The following is a 16,717-nucleotide window of genomic DNA, read 5'->3' on the forward strand; positions in this document are numbered from 1 at the left end:
TCGAGCCGGCTCACCGCCGCGGCGTCCGCTCGCGCCGCCGCCTGCCGCCCCACCAGCCGCTGAACCAGGCGCTGACCGGTCGCGGCTTCGGCAGCTTCACCTCGGTGGGCAGCACCCAGCCGAACCGGCGAGCGAGCAGCGAGAGGGCGGCGCCGGCGAGGGTGGCGAAGATGGAGCCGAACGCCGGCAATCCGAGTTCACTCAGCGCCAGCATCACGATGCAGGCGACGAACGCGCTCGTGGCGTACAGCGTGTTGCCGCCGAACACCGTGGGGATCTTGCGCAGCAGCACGTCGCGCACCATGCCGCCGCCGACCGCCGTGACCATGCCGAGCAGCACTGCCGGCAGCCAGCCGAGCCCCGCCTCGAGGCCCTTCTGCACGCCGACCGACGCCCAGCAGCCGAGCGCGAGCGCGTCGAGCAGCACGAGAGCGCGGTTGGGCCAGGTTCCCTTGAACGGAATGAAGAAGGCGATCACGGCGCCAATGATCGCGACCACCAGATAGTAGGGGTCGGTCAGCGCCACGACCGCGCCGTGCTGCAGCAGCGCGTCGCGGATCATGCCGCCACCGAGCCCCGAGAGGATCGCGAGGATCACGAAGCCCACGATGTCGAGTCGCGCCGCCCGCGCCGCGATGCCGCCGAGCACCGCGTTGGTGAGCACTCCGGCGAGGTCGACGGCCGAGATAACGTCGCGCACGGCGTCGGGGGTCGAGTTCACCGCAGGGCGCCCAACGCGATCGGGGTGCTCGCCGCGGCATCCGCTGTCATGCCCTCTATTCTGCTGCCAGCGCGACGGGCCAGCCGCGACGTGAAGCGGTGCGGCTAGTAGTTCTTCCCATTGACGTTGTGAAGACGTGGGATGGGTGACTTGCCTCCGCTCCGATGCTGGTGTGGGGTCTGTGGTGAGTGTAGCTATGGACCAAAGCCTGGTAGGTGGCTGGGGCGTCGTCTGAGACTACCTGGGCGTAGGCCCACTCGAACGCAAAGGTGCGGTGGAACTGATGTAGTCCAGAGTCACGGAGTGAGCCCGTGCCCGTCGAATACTGGTTTTCCTTCGGCAAGGCCTGGCTACTGCGCGTTCACCCAAGGGCGGCGAGATGCGCCTTCTGACCTCCATTGCTCACATAACGATTGCATGACGCGGATCACGACATCGTTGACCGTCAGCTGCAGTGGATCTACTATTGCTGAAAGCCAATCGTTGACTCGTTTTCGTTTGGGATGCATCAGGAGTTATGCCCTACAAGGAGGTAAGGATGTACAAGTCGACTCGTCGATATCGGTCGGCCGTAGTGGTCGGGTTGATGATCGCCGCAACTGCACTCACCGGCTGTTCGGCAGGGGGTGGCGGAGGGGGCGACGACTCTTCCGGTCCGGTGACGCTCACGTGGTTCTCTGGCGCGGGCGTTGCTGCCAATACCGACACAATGAAGGCCCTCGCTGCGGCTTATCACGAGAAGAACCCGAACGTCACAATCAAGGTGGATGCCTCCGGCCCGAGCGGATCGCCTGATATCGACAACGTCATCAAGACGAAGCTGGCGACCGGGGCGATGCCGGACATGTTCTGGTATAACAGCGGTTCGCTACTCGCGGCGCTCAACCCTGATCAGACGATGCTGAACGTCAAGGACGAGGACTTCGTCAAGAATCTTGATCCCACCTTCGTCACTGCCGTCTCGTCCAAAGATGGCGTGTACGGGGTACCGGTGCAGTCGGCTGGCGGCGGCGGGATTTTCTACAACATCCCGATCTACAAGAAGCTCGGTCTTGACATCCCGAAGACATGGGATGAGTTCCTTGCCAACGCTAAGAAGATCAAGGATGCCGGCTATGACGCGGTGGAACAGACCTATGGCGACGCGTGGACCTCGCAGGTCCTCACGCTCGCAGATTTCTACAACATCAACGCCAGCGACTCTGACTGGGCGAAGAAGTGGACGGAGAACAAGGTCAACTTCGCTGACGATCCGGTGGCGCTTCAGAGCTTCACCAAGCTTCAAGATCTGAAGGATGGGGGGTTCCTGAACAAGGACTTCGCCTCTGCCAAGTTAGATGACGGGCTGAAGGCGATCGCCACCGGGACTGCCGCGAATTACCCGATGCTCGGTTTTGCCGAGGCCACAATCGTGGCGAACTTCCCTGAGCACGCGAAGGACGTCGGGTTCTTCGGCATCCCCGGTGACTCTGCGAACTCTGCGGGGATGACCGTATGGGAGCCTTCGGCACTGTACGCCCCGAAGAACACCAAGCACCCAGCTGAGGTGAAGAATTTCATGGCGTTCGTCGCAAGCAAGGCGGGTTGCGACACGATCACGAAGACTCTCGGTGTGACAGGTGCATATGTCGTCAAGGGGTGCACGCTTCCGAGCGATGCGCCGAAGATTGTGGCGGACATGTTGCCGTACTTCGACTCCGGAAAGATTGCGCCCGCGCTTGAGTTCCTGTCGCCAGTGAAGGGTCCGAACCTGGCGAGCATCACAGTGGAGGTCGGTTCAGGCATCCGATCTGGCGAGGCCGGTGCGAAGGCGTACGACGACGACTCGAAGAAGCAGGCGCAGCAACTGGGTCTGCCTGGCTGGTAACCGTCAGTTCACCCGCCTCCCCCGAGGGGTCACGGGCTCTGGCTCGTGACCCCTCGGACTCACCAGGAAGAATTCCAGAATGTCAACAACTATCAGCCCTGCTATGCCGCAGACTGAACTCGCCCCGGAAGGTGGCCATCGCCAACGCGGTGGCTTCAATCAACGCATGTACCCGCGTTGGTTCCTACTGCCGGGCGCGGCGATATACGCGGTTCTGTTCATCGCGCCGACCTTCGCATCGTTCTACTTCGCGTTCACGCGGTGGTCCTTCTTCAATGTCGAATTCATCGGCTTCGACAACTTCGTGACCTTTTTCACCGACCCGCAACTCAGTAAGGCGTTCGTCAACACGCTGATCTATGGGGTCCTGACGTCGGGCTTCAAGGTCGTTCTCGGGCTTGCCTTGGGGGTTCTCCTCACGTCCAATATCCTTGCCCGAAGCTATCTACGGGCAGTCGTCTTCTTTCCCGTGCTCGTCAGCACCGTCGGCGTTGGAATCACTTTTCAGGCGCTGATGAACCCGTCTCACGGGGCCATCAATCACGTTCTTGCGTTCTTTGGGATATCCGGGCCCGGCTGGTTGACTGACCCGAACCTCGCCCTGTACTCAATCATTGCGGTGGACATCTGGAAGGGCGTCGGACTCGCCACCCTCATCTATATGGCCGGCCTGGTCTCGATTCCCAGCGAATACTACGAGGCCGCAACCGTGGACGGCGCGAGTGGATGGAAGAACTTCCGATACATCACGTTGCCGCTGGTCAGTCCGGCAACGACGACCGTAATCATACTCTCCCTCATCGGTGGTTTGAGGTCCTTCGAAATTATCTGGGCGATGACGGGCGGCGGGCCCGGGTTCTCGAGTGACGTACTCGCCTCCGTCATCTACAAGCAATACGCTGCTGGCTTCTACGGCCTGTCTACGGCCGGGAACGTCGTGCTGTTCGTGCTCGTCGCCGCCGTGATCATCCCGCTGTTCTCGTGGCTCAACCGAAAGCAGGTCGACCTGTGAACTTCCGCCCAATATCGCGGCATGTCGTCGGCATCGTCGCTGTCATCGCGTCCGCTCTTGTCTTCCTCGTACCGTTCGCCTTCATCGCCGTGCAAGCTCTAAAGACCTCCCCAGAGGCGGCGGGCTTGGATTTCGCCTGGCCGACGAACATCGTCCTTTTCCAGAACATCGCGCAAGTTTTCCAAGCCAACGACTACATGCTGATCCTCGCCTTCTGGAACAGTGCGGTGCTCACAGTGGTCTCGGTGAGCATCATGGTTGTCGTGGCCGCGATGATCGGTTGGGTGCTGGCCCGTCGGCCTTCGCGTTGGAATCCGTGGATCAGCTTCCTCATCCTCGCCGGCTTGATCGTTCCACCAGCGATCGTTCCCACGGCGTGGGTCATGCAGAGCCTCGGCATCTTCAATACGATCATCGGTCTTGCCCTCGTCGAAGTGGCGTACGGGATGGCCTTCTGCGTGCTGCTGTTTCGCGCGTTCGTGTCGACTATCCCCAAAGAACTCGACGAGGCCGCTGCCATCGACGGAGCTGGGCCGATCCGACTGTTCTTCCGAATCGGGTTCCCGCTTCTTCGCAGTGTCATAGTGACCGCGATCGTCGTCCAAGCGGTGGCGGTGTTCAACGATTTCGCTAATCCGCTCTACTTCCTTCCCGGCGCCGAGAACGCAACGGTGCAGCTCACGCTGTTCAACTTCCAGAGCCAGTTCCAGACCTCGTGGAACCTCCTGTTCACGAACATCCTGCTCATCACGATTCCACCGCTGCTGATGTACGTCTTCTTCAATCGAAAGATTGTCGAGGGCATGACGGCGGGCGCCATCAAGGGATAACTAGGACTTACGTCTCGAGCCGACGGCCTTGGGTCTTTCCCATCGTCGGGATTCGCGCGAGCTCGGAGGCGCAAATGTCGGCCGCGAGTCGCTTACCGTGGGCGAGCCGCCGCTGGTACGGCCTTTACAGAGTCACCGTGAACTCGTGCGTGCCACCCAGAACCTCGATGATCTCGCCGTTGGGAAGGGCGATCTCTGCCGGCGTCGACTCCGGAAGCGAGGTGCGGAGTGTGAACCTGTTCTCATCGAGACGCCACGCTACGTCGATCCGCCCTGCTCCGCTGTCGTACGTCGTCTCCGCCCAGGCGAGGCCGGGGCCAGGTACTGGTTGAATCCGCACGCGCGTGTATCCGGGTTCGGCCGGGCGGACGCCGCCGATGACCTGGTAGATCCAGTCGGCGACCGCGCCGAGGGCGTAGTGGTTGAAGCTTGTCATCTCTCCCGGATTGATGCTCCCGTCTTGGAGCATGGAGTCCCAGCGCTCCCAGACTGTGGTCGCACCAATCGTGACGGGGTAGAGCCACGACGGGCACTCCTTCTCGAGGAGCAGCGCATAGGCTTCGTTGACGTGCCCGGTGTCGGACAATGCCCACGTGACGAAGGGGGTTCCGGCAAAGCCGGTCGTCACCCGGAATCCTGACTCCCGGACGATTTCGGCGAGGCGTTCTCCGGCGGCGACGCGATCGTTCTCGTCGAGCAGGTCGAACGCGATCGCCAGTGCGTACACGGTCGCACAGTCGGACTTCACGAGGCCTTCCTCAACATAATGGTCGTTGAAAGCCGCGCGGGTGCGAGCTGCGAGCTTTGACCAACGGTCCGCATCGGCGACAAGGCCGATACGCGCAGCGGTCTCGGCTGCGAAGCTCGCCGAGCGATACAGGCAGGCCTGTGCCACGACGTGTGGGTCGGCCTTTGCTGCGTCTGGCTGGTCGTCCGGTGCGTCTGGATCAAGCCAGTCGCCGAGCTGATGGCCAAGATCCCAGAGATCCGTCGGGGAGATGTACCGCTCCACGGATTCGAGGTGGAGCTTCATCGCAGGGTAGTGGGACGCCAGCATCTTCTCGTCCCCGTATGCGGTCCAGAGGGCTTGCGGCACCCAGATCGACGCATCTCCCCAGATCGCGGTTGCGGCCCACGGTGGGAGGCTGAAGCCTTCCGGGAAGTGCGCGTACTTCAGGACATCGGGGACGACGAGCGGCACTCCTCGATCAGAGGAGTGTTCCGTCTCTAGGAGGAGATCGGCGAGCCAACTGTCGAGGAAGTCGGCCGTGTCGAATTGGAATGAGGCGGATGCTGCATACGCGGCGATGTCTCCGGTCCAGCCGAGTCGTTCGTCCCGCTGCGGGCAGTCCGTGGGGACGCTGAGGAAGTTGCCTTTCTGCCCCCATACTGAGTTGTGCACGAGCTGGTTCACGAGTGGCTCGGAGCACGCGAAGTGTCCCGTTCGGCGCATTTCCGAGTGCACGACCACAGCTTCAATGCTTTCCGCCCTGATTTCACCGGGCCAGCCGGAGATTCCGGCGTACCGGAAGCCGTGGAAGGTGAGGGTCGGTTCGAAGAAGTCGGCCCCACCGGAGAGAATGAGCTCGTCTCGGGCCTGTGCTCCACGGAGGGGGCGCACGCCCAGTTCGCCGTCCTCGAGGACTTCTGCATGCCGGATCTCGATCCGGTCTCCGGGATCGCCCTGCACCGTGAATCGAAGCCATCCGACGAGGTTCTGACCGAAATCGACCAATGTCTCCCCGGACGTCGCCGTCCAGATCTTGACGGGACGCAGGGTCTCGTGACGCATCACCAGGGGGTTGGTCGTCGGGACCAGCGTGGAACGGTCAATGTCGACCTCTCGCACGGTGATCGCTCCGGCTTTGCCGCGTAGCCGTGCGTCGATGGTCTGGCCGTTGTACAGCGAGTTGCGCGTGATCTCGGATCGATACGCGTTCCAATCCGACGTCGTGGTCACGCGCTCGGTCACGCCGTTGCGATAGGTGATTTCGAGAGCAGCAGCTACGGATATCTCATCTCCGTAGTTCGCGTGGGCGCCGGCGAAGCCCAGGTCTCCTCGGTACCAGCCGTTGCCGAGCAGTAGTTCCAGGGAGAGCGGACCGACACCGGTGGCGACGGTGGCTGCGACATCGTATTCCTGATATTGGAGGCGCCATTCGTATGCGGTCCAGCCGGGGTTGAGCACGGACTCCGTCACCGGCGTGCCGTCGATTCGTGCTTCGTAGACGCCGTGGGCTGTCACGCGCAGGACCGCGCTAACCACGTCTTCTCTTGCGTGGAGGAGCTCCACGTCTGTGTGGAATCGGGGGGCAACATCGCGGTCGACGTCGGCGGTGAGAAAGGCAGCACCGGCCAAAGGATCGTTGGTCATCACTGTTATCTCTCCTGTGTCTGTAGGGGAGTGGTCATGCATGGTTCACCACGTGGGCTGCGAGGCGAGCGAGCTCGATCGAACGGCCATCGGCACCTCCCGGGTACTGCATGGGTGCCGGAATATAGCCGAACGAAAGCCCAGAGGTCGGGTCAGCGAATGCGAGAGCTCCCCCTGCGCCATCGTGTCCGAACGAGCCCAGGCCGCCGTACGGCATGCGCGGCTGGGGGAGCATGAACACCATCCCGAAGCAATTGGGCACACCGAGTACGCGGTCCGTCCCCCAAGACTGCTGCTGCGCCATGTCCGCGAAGACCTCTGGAGCGGCGATACGAACACGGCCCGTACCCAGTGCCGCTGCGTAGAGCTGCGACAGGCCGGAAGCGGAGCCGACACCGCCGATAGCGGCGGCTCCAGCCCGTCGCACCAGTGGGTTGTTCGTGCTCATGCCGCGGTCGGAACGGTCCTCCGGTGCGTCGACGTTGCTGAACACCGCCTCCTGAAGAGCATCGACGGGGGGACGTGCGGCAAGCTCGGCGACTTCGGCAGCGGTGGGCTTCGGGTCGTCCACTGGCACGTACCTGGAGTCCTCGATCTCGGGGAGGCCGAGGAAGAAGTCTGCGCCGATCGGTCCGCGGATGGCTGCTTCGTACACTGTCTGCAAGGTGGTGCCCGTCACCCGGCGGACCAGTTCCTCCATGAGCACGCCGATCGTCAGTGCGTGATAACCGAACGCGGTTCCCGGACGCCACACCGGCCGTTGCGCAGCGAGCACATCGGCTGCTGCGCGTGAATCCAGCACTTCGTCGAGCGACAGCCGTCGCGCGGCAACCGGCAGGCCCGCTTGGTGGCCCAGCAACTGACGGACCGTGACGTTCGCCTTTCCAGCCGCCCCGAATTCGGGCCAGTAGTGGCTTACAACACGGTCCGGTTCAATGGCGGTCTGATCGATCAGGTGCGCAATGACGAGAGCGGAGACACCTTTGGACACTGAGTAGACACCCGTGAGCGATCTCGCGGCCAGATAGGTTCCGCCCGCGAGATCGACAACCGGTTCACCGTGCAGACGGATACTCAGCTGCGCACTGTAGCCGTCGTCATGAGTAAGCATCTCGGCGAAGCGGTCCGCCACCGGGGCGAACCGGACGTCGCAAGAGCCGTGAGCGACCGCCTCCATCATGTCCACGCCTCCTCCGTCGTCATAGAATTCGCCACAGTGCTCGGCGTCGAGGTGAGAATGCTATCGACGGTGACAGCTGCGCTTGTGCGAAGATCATCCACAGAGAACCCCACTCGTACGGCATAGCCGCCCGGCTCCGTGAGCCACGCGGCGTCCCAATGCTGGAACGCTCGCGCGGCCACAGGGATCTCGACCTCGATCGCCTCACGCGGATCAGCGGAGACCGAGGCGAACCCGGCCAGCCAGCGTATCGGCCGATCCACTTCCGTGGGCGTGGTGCGCTCGAGATAGACCTGGATGACGGTCTTGCCCCTCCGCCTGCCGGTGTTCGTTGCCTTCACACGCACGACCATGTCGCCGCCCTCGTTCACCTGTAGAGGTGTATTAACCGATTCGATGACCCAGGTCGTGTAGCCGAGGCCATGCCCGAATGGAAATGCCGGCGTGGCGTCGCTCTTCAGCCACGCGCGATAACCGACGTGGATCCCCTCGACGTAGTCGAGCTTGCCAAGTGTCGGTCTCGTCTTGTGCACGGGAAGATGCGCCTCGGTTGCAGGCCAGGTTACAGGCAGGCGCCCGCCAGGCTCCGAATCGCCACTGAGTACATCCGCCAAGGCGCCGCCGAACTCCTGGCCTGGGAACCAGCTGATGACGATGGCGGCGACCTCGTCTCGCCACGGCAGCAACACCGGGGCGCCCGAATTGACGACAACCACTGTGCGGGGGTTGACGCGGGCGACCGCGCGAACCAGATCATCCTGCCTGCCAGGAAGCGCGAGCGACTCACGATCGAATCCTTCGGATTCGACCCCGGCGGTAGTCGAGACGACCACCACGGCGACCTCTGCTTCGCGAGCGCGCTCGACCGCTTCGGCGATGAGTTCCTCCGGATCGCGCGTCGTCGGGGGATTGCCGATAACGAGTGCAAGGGCGCCCGGAATGCCACCCGATACCGGCCGGAACGAAACAATAACGTGCAGCTCGGGCGTTGACGACGGAACCTCGATCACAGCTGATGGTGGATTCAGCACCGCCGTGGCGGGATCATCACCCTGGTCCGTTCGCAGCTGCCCTGATGCCGCCACGACACCATTGACCTTGACCGAATAGTCTGCAAGACCCGCGACTCCGAGCCGGTTCTCGCCCGCGCCGGCTGTCTTCCACAGGAAGTCCATCTCCACTCTGGCTGCACGCACAGCTGGAGAGTCCTTGTCGAAGCCGACAATACGAGATGCTCGACGGGTCTCCTCGAGGAACATCGTCTCGTTGGCGTCAAAATAGCGAACTGTCATGCCGGGTTCGCCGTCGGTCGTGCTGAACTCGTCCGCACCGAAGTCCGCCACTCCGTGCTGCGCGGCCGCGCCGAGAGACCAGGTCAGCTGTGCGTTGGGCCAGCGGGCCGCGATCCCGTCAAGGGGGGAGCTGATGGTCGCAGGAACCACCGTCGCGCTGCCACCGCCCTGAATCCGCGCGAACCGTGCTCCCTCGCCGATCAGCGCGATCACGCTGGGCTGTGCCAGAGGCAATAGGTGTTCGTTCCGTACCAGCACCATGCCAGCGGACGCTGCAGCGCGCACGGTTGCACGCACCTGCTGCGCGTCCTCTATGGCGGGCCAGTCGCGGTTTGCGACGCCTCGCAGTGCGCCGACTCGGGCCGCCAAGCGCAGAATGCGATCTACCTTCCGGTCGACTGCCTCGACGGGAATTCGTTCCTCGCGTACAGCGCGCACCAGCTCCGCCCCCCACGGCCCGGAGGGGCCGGGCATGACGAGGTCTTGTGGATGCTCTGCGCTCTCCAGGGAGCGGACTGCGGTCCAGTCGCTCACGACCACTCCGTCGAAGCCCCATTCGGTGTTCAACGGAGTGGACAGGAGAGCGTTCTCTGAGGCGGTCGCACCGTTGATGGAGTTGTATGCGCTCATCACAAGCCAGCTGCCGCCGTCGATCACAGGACGTTCGAAGGCCGCAAGGTACACCTCCCGCAAGGCTCGCTCGGAGACGCGCACATCGACGGTAAATCGCTCAGTCTCCGAGTCGTTGGCGACATAGTGCTTCACGGTTGCACCTACTCCGCAGGACTGAACCCCTCGTACGTAGGCAGTTGCAAGCGTCCCGGTCAGCAACGGGTCCTCGCTGAACGCCTCGAAATGTCGACCACCGTAAGGCGACCTCTGGATATTGATGGTGGGACCAAGCAGCACGTCGACGCCCTTGCGGGCGGCTTCGCTTCCCAGGCCCCGGCCGATGCGTTCAATCATTTCCGGGTCCCAGCAAGCAGACATGGCGGTGGGTGACGGGAAGCTTACCGACGGGGAGCGCTCGTCCCATTTCTCCCCACGAACACCTGCTGGCCCGTCAGACAAGACCATTGGCCTTAGCCCGATCGATTCCAGGGCGACGGTCGACCAGGAATCGGCGCCTGTCAACAGCGCCACCTTGCTTTCAAGGGGCAGCGATTCACGCAACTCCACGAGCTGCGCCTGCGTCGGGTCGTACACGTTCTCATCTCCAATTCTTCATCGAACTCTGCGGTGAACGGAAACCGGTCAATGACATCGTTTCATAGTTTTGCCATCGATACCATGTCCGTATGACAACCCGTGGCCCGTATGCGAAAGGGCTTGCCAAACGTGAGGAAATCCTTGACACTGCACTGGAGCAGTTCGCCCGACACGGCTATGACAGGACCTCTGTGCGAGAAATCGCGAGGCAGGCAGGACTGAGCCAGGCGGGCTTGCTGCATCACTTCAGCACGAAGGAGGAGCTCTTCCTCGAAGTGCTTCGCCGCAGAGATGACAGGGCTACGGTTCCGGACGAGTTTGACCACACCCACTCTGTGGGCAGGCTGATGGGCGCAGTGGAGCGCAACGCAGGAGAGCCCGGCCTCGTCAGGCTCTTCGTCTCAATGTCGGCAGAGAGCATAGAAGGCGAAGGCGTTGCCCACGGATTCTTCGTCGAGCGGTACCGGTGGCTGATCGATGAGATTGCTCAGGATATAAGAGTGCAGCAAGAGGCGGGGGAGCTCACAAGCGCGATTGAGCCGAAGGAGGCTGCTTCGCTCTTAGTCGCGGCTGCCGACGGGCTTCAGCTGCAATGGCTCTTGGATCCTGGCAGCGTGGACATGGCAAGTCTGATGTCGAGGCTCTGGGGGATACTCAAACGGGTCGTTTGATTCTCGGAACCCTTGTTCTCTTACACGCCACGCTGCACACAACCTCCACGGGAAGAAGGCCTAGTTCTCGCTGCCTTCCGTCCGAGCCGGCTGGCCGTATTCATCTGGGACGATGAGGCCGGTCGAGGACTGCGCTGACATCGACAGCGTCTCGATCCAGTCTTTGTTGATCTCGGGTACTCGCGAGCCGTTGAAGCGGAAGTAAGAGTGGAGTCGACGGGTTGATCCAGATGCAGCTGCGGCCGTCGCTCACGGTGATCGAGTCGCGCCACGACATGGCGAAGCTCTCGTTGCGCCGAAGCTTGTTGACGATCACGATTTGCAGATGCGTTAGAAGGCGGTCTGCGAATTCGATCGTCGTGCCGTCGTACCTGAGTGTGCCACCGGCGACGCCTCCGCAGGTTCGGTGTCGCGCACGGCGTCGGGGGTCGAGTTCACCGCAGGGCGCCCAACGCGATCGGGGCGCTCGCCGCGGCATCCGCTGTCATGCTTCGATTCTCGCCGGTGCGGGTGCCGATTCGCGACAGGCGAAGGCTACCGGCTCAGTCTTCGGTGCCACGCGGATGCGCGGGGTTGCCGTTCTCGTCTGTGACGATCAGGCCGGTCGACGACTGTGCCGATGACGACAGCGTCTCGATCCAGTCGCGGTTGATCTCGGGCACGCGCGAACCATTGAACCGAAAGTAGAGAGGAATGAACGGGCTTATCCAGATCGAGCTGCGCCCGTCGCCGACCATGATCGAGTCGCGCCACGACATGGCGAAGCTCTCGTTGCGCCGCAGTTTATTGACGATCACGATCTGCAGGTGTGTGAGCATACGATCGTCGAACTCGATCGTCGTGCCGTCGTACGTGAGTGTGCCCATGGTGCGCCCTTCGCCGATCCCGGGGTCCGGGTGAACCGAGGCAGTGCGGCGAGCGACGATGCCATCCGAAGTGGTACGTACAGTCTCTGCCTTTCGACTGGCAAGCGCATCAGTTCTGACGCGATTGCTTCTTGCTCGAACAAGCATCCCAACCGTACGCTGAGGCCATGACCGAGCGGATGCACCTGAACGCCGGTCCCGTGAGCCAGGCCGTCTTCCGCACGGCCCGGCTGCACAAGGCGCTCGCCGCGCGCCTGTTGCGCGAGAGCGGTCTGCGCCCCGGTCAGGAGCTCGTGTTGATGACCCTCTGGCAGAGTGGCCCGCAGCGCCTCGTCGACCTCGTCAATACTCTCGACTCGGATGCCGCCACTATGACCCGCAGCATCGCCCGACTCGAGAAGGCTGGCCTCGTCGCCCGCCGCCCGTCCGAGACCGACCGGCGTGCGACGATCGTCGAGGCGAGCGAGAAGAGCCTCGCCCTGCGCCCAGCCGTCGAGAACGCGTGGGCCGAGCTCGAGCGTCTCTCCGTGAGCGGAATCCCCCCCGCGAGGCAGCGCGAGATCATCGCAGCCCTGAGCGACCTCGAGGCGTCCCTCACCGACGCAGACGAATCCGGTGTCAGTTAGAGTATCCCCGCACTCTCCAAGGAAGTTGTTCGAACAAGGAATAACCCCACTTCATTACCTGTTCGAGCAACCAAAGGGGCACAAGCTCCTCCGGAACAGGAGTGAACAGATGAGCGCGGAATTCGTCGTCGAGACCAGGCAGAGAGCCTTCGAGCCGGTCACAGTCGGCAGCCTTCACTTGAGGAACAGGGTCGTCATGGCCCCGATGACCCGTAGCCGGGCATACGACACGAGGCCCACGCCAGAGATGGCGACGTATTACGGGCAGCGCGCATCCGCTGGTCTTATCGTCACCGAGGGCATTCAGCCGAGCGCAATCGGGCAGGGCTACCCCGCGACGCCCGGGCTGCACACCGACGAGCAGGTCGTGGCGTGGCGGCGGGTGACCGCGGCCGTGCACGCGGCGGGCGGAACCATCGTGGCGCAGCTGATGCACACCGGCCGGCTCGGCCACCCCAGCACGACCGAGGCGGTGGGTCACGGCCCGCTGACGCCGGTCGGCCCGTCTGCGGTGCGCGCGAAGGGAACCATCTTCACCCCGCAGGGGTCCCAGCAGCTCGTCGAGCCGCTTGAGCTCACCGAGAACGAGATCGAGGCGACCATTGGCGACTTTGCCGCGGCCGCCCGCAACGCGATCGATGCCGGGTTCGACGGCGTCGAGGTGCACGGAGCCAACGGCTACCTGCTGCACCAGTTCCTGACGACCAATGCCAACCAGCGCACCGACCGCTGGGGCGGCAGCCCAGAGAATCGGATGCGGCTCACGCTCGCCGTGGTCGCCGCCGTCGCCGGCGCCATCGGTGCCGACCGCACCGGCCTGCGCATCTCGCCGAACAACGGCCTGGGCGACACCGAGGAGCTCGACTACGCCACGCTCTACCCGCAGCTGGTGCGCGAGCTGGATTCGCTCGGCCTCGCCTACCTGCACCTCGTCGAGGCGGGCGACCCGGCGCTCACGCCGGTGATCCGCTCGGCGTGGAGCGGCACGCTCATTCTCAACGCCGCCACCCCCGACCTGGCCGATCACCCCGGCCGCCTCGACCTCATCGAGAACGGCGCGACCGACCTCGTCTCCTTCGCGCGCCTCTTCATCGCCAACCCCGACCTCGTGGCCCGGCTCAAGACGGGCGCCGAACTCGCCAGCCCCGACCTCTCGAAGGCCTACGGCGGCACTCACGAGGGCTACACCGACTACCCGGCGCTCGTCGGCTGAGTCCCTTACCCCCAGCGGATGCGCGTGGCCCGTGCCGACGATCGGCGCGGGCCGCCGGCATCCGCTCTCTCAGGCGTCGTGCGTGAACGCCGCGCGAAACATGGCGCGCGCTCGCGTCGCGGTCTCGGCTCGTTCGCCCGGCTCGGACTTCGAAAGGATGCTCGCCAGCATCGAGATCGCGAGCATCACGTCGGCGGGCTCGACGTGGTCTCGTATGCGCCCGGCCGCCTGATCGCGCGCGAGGATCGCGTCGATCACGGCGAGCACGCGCGTGCCCAGGTGCTCTGACCGGGCGTCGTTGCGCGCCGACATGAGCATGTCGACCAGGGCCGTCGACTCGAGCGCCTGCTCGGTCACTACGTCAAAGAGATCGCGAAGGGTCGACCGCTCATCGTCGGCCAGCGCCTCGAGGGCGGCGAGATTGTCGTCGAACACGGCGACGGCGAGCGCGATGCGATCCGGGAAGTGCCGGTACAGGCTGCCTTGCCCGACGCCGGCGCGGCGGGCCACGGCGCTCAGTGGCGCGGCGAAGCCCTCCTCGGCGAAGATCTCGCGGGCGGCGGCCACCAGGGCGGCACGATTCGCGGGCCCGGCGCTCGGCCCGCGGTTGGCTTTGGCGTTCGTCGGCACCGGTGTAGCATACAACCGGACAGAGGTGTCCGGTAGAACCCGAACGAAGGAAAGCCGCCATGGGCAAGAAGACCTCAGCACTCACCGAAGACTCGTCGATCGCGACGTGGCTCGAGCATCCGGTCGGGGGTCCGATCATCCGTGAGCTCCTCGCTCAGGCCGGCCAGGATGCCGACGTGCTGCGCCCGGTGAGGCGGCTCGCGATCAAGCGGCTCGTCACCATGAGCAAGGGCGCGTTCACCACCGAGATGGTCGACGAATTGGTGCGCCGCGCCGAGGCGGGTGAGGTGCCGGCATCATCCGGTGCCGCCGTGAACGCAAGCGACGCCAACGCCAGCGACGCCGACGACATCGACGCCGAGACCACCCCCGACCCCGAGCCGTGGGTCGAGCGCATCACGCCGCAGCGGTTCGCGGGCAAGACGGTCATCGTCACGGGCGCCGGCTCCGGAATCGGCCGGGCCACCGCATCCCGAATCGCCCGCGAAGGCGGCCGTGTGATTGCCGTCGACATCTCGCGCGAGCGCCTCGATGAGTTCGTCGCCGAGCTGCCGGATGCCGCCATCACCCCCGTCGTCGCCGACATCACCGACGACGCTGCTCTTGCCCAGATCACGGATGCCGCAGGCCAACGCATCGACGGCCTCGCCAACATCGCCGGAATCATGGACGACATGACCCCCGTGCACGAGGTGACCGACGCGGTCTGGAACCGCGTCTTCGCCATCAACGTCACGGGAACCATGAAGCTCATGCGCGCCGTGGTGCCGTTCATGCTCGCGCAGGCGAGCGGCTCCATCGTGAACACCGCCTCTGAGGCCGCCCTGCGCGGCTCGGCTGCTGGCGCCGCCTACACTGCCTCAAAGCACGCGGTTGCGGGCCTCACCAAGAGCAGCGCCTTCATGTACGGGCCGAGTGGCATCCGCGTCAACGCGGTTGCGCCGGGCGCGACGATCACGAACATCGAGGCGCGCTTCGCGTCGAAGCTGGGCGAGCAGCGCGTGCGCGAGGCGATGGCGATTCTGCCGGATGCGGCCGAGGCCGACGCGCTTGCCGCGTCGATCTCGTTCCTCCTCAGCGACGACGGCGTGAACATCAACGGCGTGATCCTGCCCTCCGACGGCGGCTGGTCGGCGGTCTGACCCGGTCGTTACGCTCCGAGAACGGGCGCGGTGCCAGTGTTTTCGCAGCTCGAGAACCGAAGGAGGCAGCGCGATTTCGGGGGGCGTAGCAGCAAAGAGTTTGTCCTCGCAAGGTAATCACGAGGAAAGCTCATAACGCGAGACGCAAGAGTTATCGTCGCTCAAACGAGCATTCGCCTGAAGCCTCTCGCCGGAGCACCTGAGCCCCGTGCTCGTCAGGGCTCGTGTCTGGTGGGAAATCTTGAGGCGGCACCTCGTATTCGCTCCCAGGTACCAGGGGCAGCCGGCGGAGCTTCGGTCGGTCGAGGCTTCAGCAAGCGTTTAAAGATCACGCGATCGCAGGAATCGCACTCGATGAGCTTCTCGTAAATAGATTTGCCTGTGCCATAGAACGGATTGGGCTTCTCCCAAGCCGAAGCCCCGCACCGGGGGCATGAAACGAACACGAAATTTCCCCAATCCCTACCACATCGACAACGAGGCTAACTAAGGGTTTCCCACCAACCTAATCGGGAGGGGTGCGCATATGAGCGCAGGTTCGCAGCCTGCTCCGTCTAGCAGCTAGAGTCGTCGCGGAAAGTCGAGCAGTACCCCACGCGCTTCGACGGTCCAGGTGATCGTCAAGCGATCACCGGGCACCCAGAGAAAGAGCCTCCTTCGTGACTTCCGAGACGTTTAGCGTTCTCATCGCGATCGATGACCCCGACCAGATGCGGCTTCTTTGCATCAGATTCCGACAGGCCAACTGCGATGTAAACGTCGTTGAGTCAAGGGCGTCCCTGGTCCGTGAGTGCGCCGAAGCGACGTATGACCTCGTCGTGGTCGATGAGGCGCTGGAGGCGATCAACGGACCGTCAATGGAGGAATGCACCAGCGCACTTCGATCTCAACGCTTCCTCGCCATGTGTTCTGACATGCCCCACTCAGCCCTCCGGGCCGACATCCCGGTTCTGCAACGACCGGTCACCAGGGAGGGCGTGGAGGACCTTCTCGAGAAGTGCCGCGTCATAAGCGAATAGTGCACGGCTCACTCCCTCAGGTCGCATGGCCTCGTAATGGGTGGGTGCGCCGCCCTGCCCCCCTT

Annotated in this window: 14 protein-coding genes; 8 read left to right on the forward strand and 6 right to left on the reverse strand. The window is 63.8% G+C overall.

The window, feature by feature from the left end:
- Window positions 1-10: 10 nt before the first annotated feature.
- Window positions 11-721 carry a trimeric intracellular cation channel family protein gene (locus tag OSC27_RS11245; RefSeq protein WP_267181541.1) on the reverse strand — a complete coding sequence of 237 codons (711 nt, stop codon included), beginning with the start codon at window positions 719-721 and terminating at the stop codon, window positions 11-13.
- Window positions 722-1,259: 538 nt separating this feature from the next.
- Here OSC27_RS11245 and OSC27_RS11250 point away from each other — a divergent pair.
- The 3 genes from OSC27_RS11250 (at window position 1,260) to OSC27_RS11260 (ending at window position 4,430) form a co-directional block, all read left to right on the forward strand.
- On the forward strand, window positions 1,260-2,588 hold the full coding sequence (locus OSC27_RS11250; RefSeq protein WP_267181542.1) for an ABC transporter substrate-binding protein: 1,329 nt from the start codon (window positions 1,260-1,262) through the stop codon (window positions 2,586-2,588).
- Between the two features lie 79 nt (window positions 2,589-2,667).
- The gene (locus OSC27_RS11255) at window positions 2,668-3,600 is read left to right on the forward strand and encodes a carbohydrate ABC transporter permease (protein WP_416348849.1); all 933 of its coding nucleotides are present in this window, start codon (window positions 2,668-2,670) and stop codon (window positions 3,598-3,600) included.
- Window positions 3,597-4,430, forward strand: a complete 834-nt coding sequence (locus tag OSC27_RS11260) for a carbohydrate ABC transporter permease (RefSeq protein ID WP_267181543.1) — start codon at window positions 3,597-3,599, stop codon at window positions 4,428-4,430. Before OSC27_RS11255 ends, OSC27_RS11260 begins: the two co-directional genes overlap by 4 nt.
- Window positions 4,431-4,554: 124 nt before the next feature.
- Here OSC27_RS11260 and OSC27_RS11265 read toward each other — a convergent pair whose 3' ends face one another.
- Genes OSC27_RS11265 through OSC27_RS11275 form a run of 3 tightly spaced genes read right to left on the reverse strand, consistent with a single transcriptional unit; the run spans window position 4,555 to window position 10,482 of the window.
- Complete coding sequence (locus OSC27_RS11265; RefSeq protein ID WP_267181740.1) at window positions 4,555-6,804, reverse strand: alpha-L-rhamnosidase; 2,250 nt, start codon at window positions 6,802-6,804, stop codon at window positions 4,555-4,557.
- Between the two features lie 34 nt (window positions 6,805-6,838).
- Complete coding sequence (locus OSC27_RS11270; protein ID WP_267181741.1) at window positions 6,839-7,984, reverse strand: serine hydrolase domain-containing protein; 1,146 nt, start codon at window positions 7,982-7,984, stop codon at window positions 6,839-6,841.
- Window positions 7,981-10,482, reverse strand: coding sequence for a beta-glucosidase (locus OSC27_RS11275; protein ID WP_267181544.1), 2,502 nt, complete (start codon window positions 10,480-10,482; stop codon window positions 7,981-7,983). The genes OSC27_RS11270 and OSC27_RS11275 overlap by 4 nt, the downstream gene beginning before the upstream one ends.
- A 92-nt stretch (window positions 10,483-10,574) precedes the next feature.
- Here OSC27_RS11275 and OSC27_RS11280 point away from each other — a divergent pair, with 92 nt between their 5' ends.
- Entirely contained in the window at window positions 10,575-11,156 is a 582-nt protein-coding gene (locus OSC27_RS11280; RefSeq protein WP_267181545.1) for a TetR/AcrR family transcriptional regulator, read from the forward strand.
- Window positions 11,157-11,698: 542 nt separating this feature from the next.
- Here the strand turns inward: OSC27_RS11280 and OSC27_RS11290 are convergent.
- On the reverse strand, window positions 11,699-12,022 hold the full coding sequence (locus tag OSC27_RS11290; RefSeq protein ID WP_267181546.1) for an ATP-dependent DNA ligase: 324 nt from the start codon (window positions 12,020-12,022) through the stop codon (window positions 11,699-11,701).
- 167 nt (window positions 12,023-12,189) lie between these two features.
- Between OSC27_RS11290 and OSC27_RS11295 the strand changes: the two genes are divergently transcribed.
- Both OSC27_RS11295 and OSC27_RS11300 read left to right on the forward strand, forming a co-directional pair.
- On the forward strand, window positions 12,190-12,648 hold the full coding sequence (locus tag OSC27_RS11295; RefSeq protein WP_267181547.1) for a MarR family winged helix-turn-helix transcriptional regulator: 459 nt from the start codon (window positions 12,190-12,192) through the stop codon (window positions 12,646-12,648).
- A 109-nt stretch (window positions 12,649-12,757) separates the two neighbouring features.
- Window positions 12,758-13,861: an alkene reductase gene (locus tag OSC27_RS11300; RefSeq protein WP_267181548.1), complete on the forward strand. Its 1,104-nt coding sequence runs from the start codon at window positions 12,758-12,760 to the stop codon at window positions 13,859-13,861.
- A gap of 69 nt (window positions 13,862-13,930) precedes the next feature.
- Here OSC27_RS11300 and OSC27_RS11305 read toward each other — a convergent pair whose 3' ends face one another.
- Entirely contained in the window at window positions 13,931-14,491 is a 561-nt protein-coding gene (locus OSC27_RS11305) for a TetR/AcrR family transcriptional regulator (protein ID WP_267181549.1), read from the reverse strand.
- Window positions 14,492-14,550: 59 nt separating this feature from the next.
- On the opposite strand from OSC27_RS11305, the gene OSC27_RS11310 reads away from it, so the two are divergent.
- A complete protein-coding gene (locus OSC27_RS11310; protein ID WP_267181550.1) occupies window positions 14,551-15,633 on the forward strand; it encodes an SDR family NAD(P)-dependent oxidoreductase in 1,083 nt (360 codons plus the stop codon).
- 659 nt (window positions 15,634-16,292) lie between these two features.
- A complete protein-coding gene (locus tag OSC27_RS11315) occupies window positions 16,293-16,652 on the forward strand; it encodes a hypothetical protein (protein ID WP_267181551.1) in 360 nt (119 codons plus the stop codon).
- Window positions 16,653-16,717 lie beyond the last annotated feature (65 nt).

This window comes from Microbacterium sp. STN6 (genome assembly GCF_026410545.1).
Lineage (GTDB): Bacteria > Actinomycetota > Actinomycetes > Actinomycetales > Microbacteriaceae > Root112D2.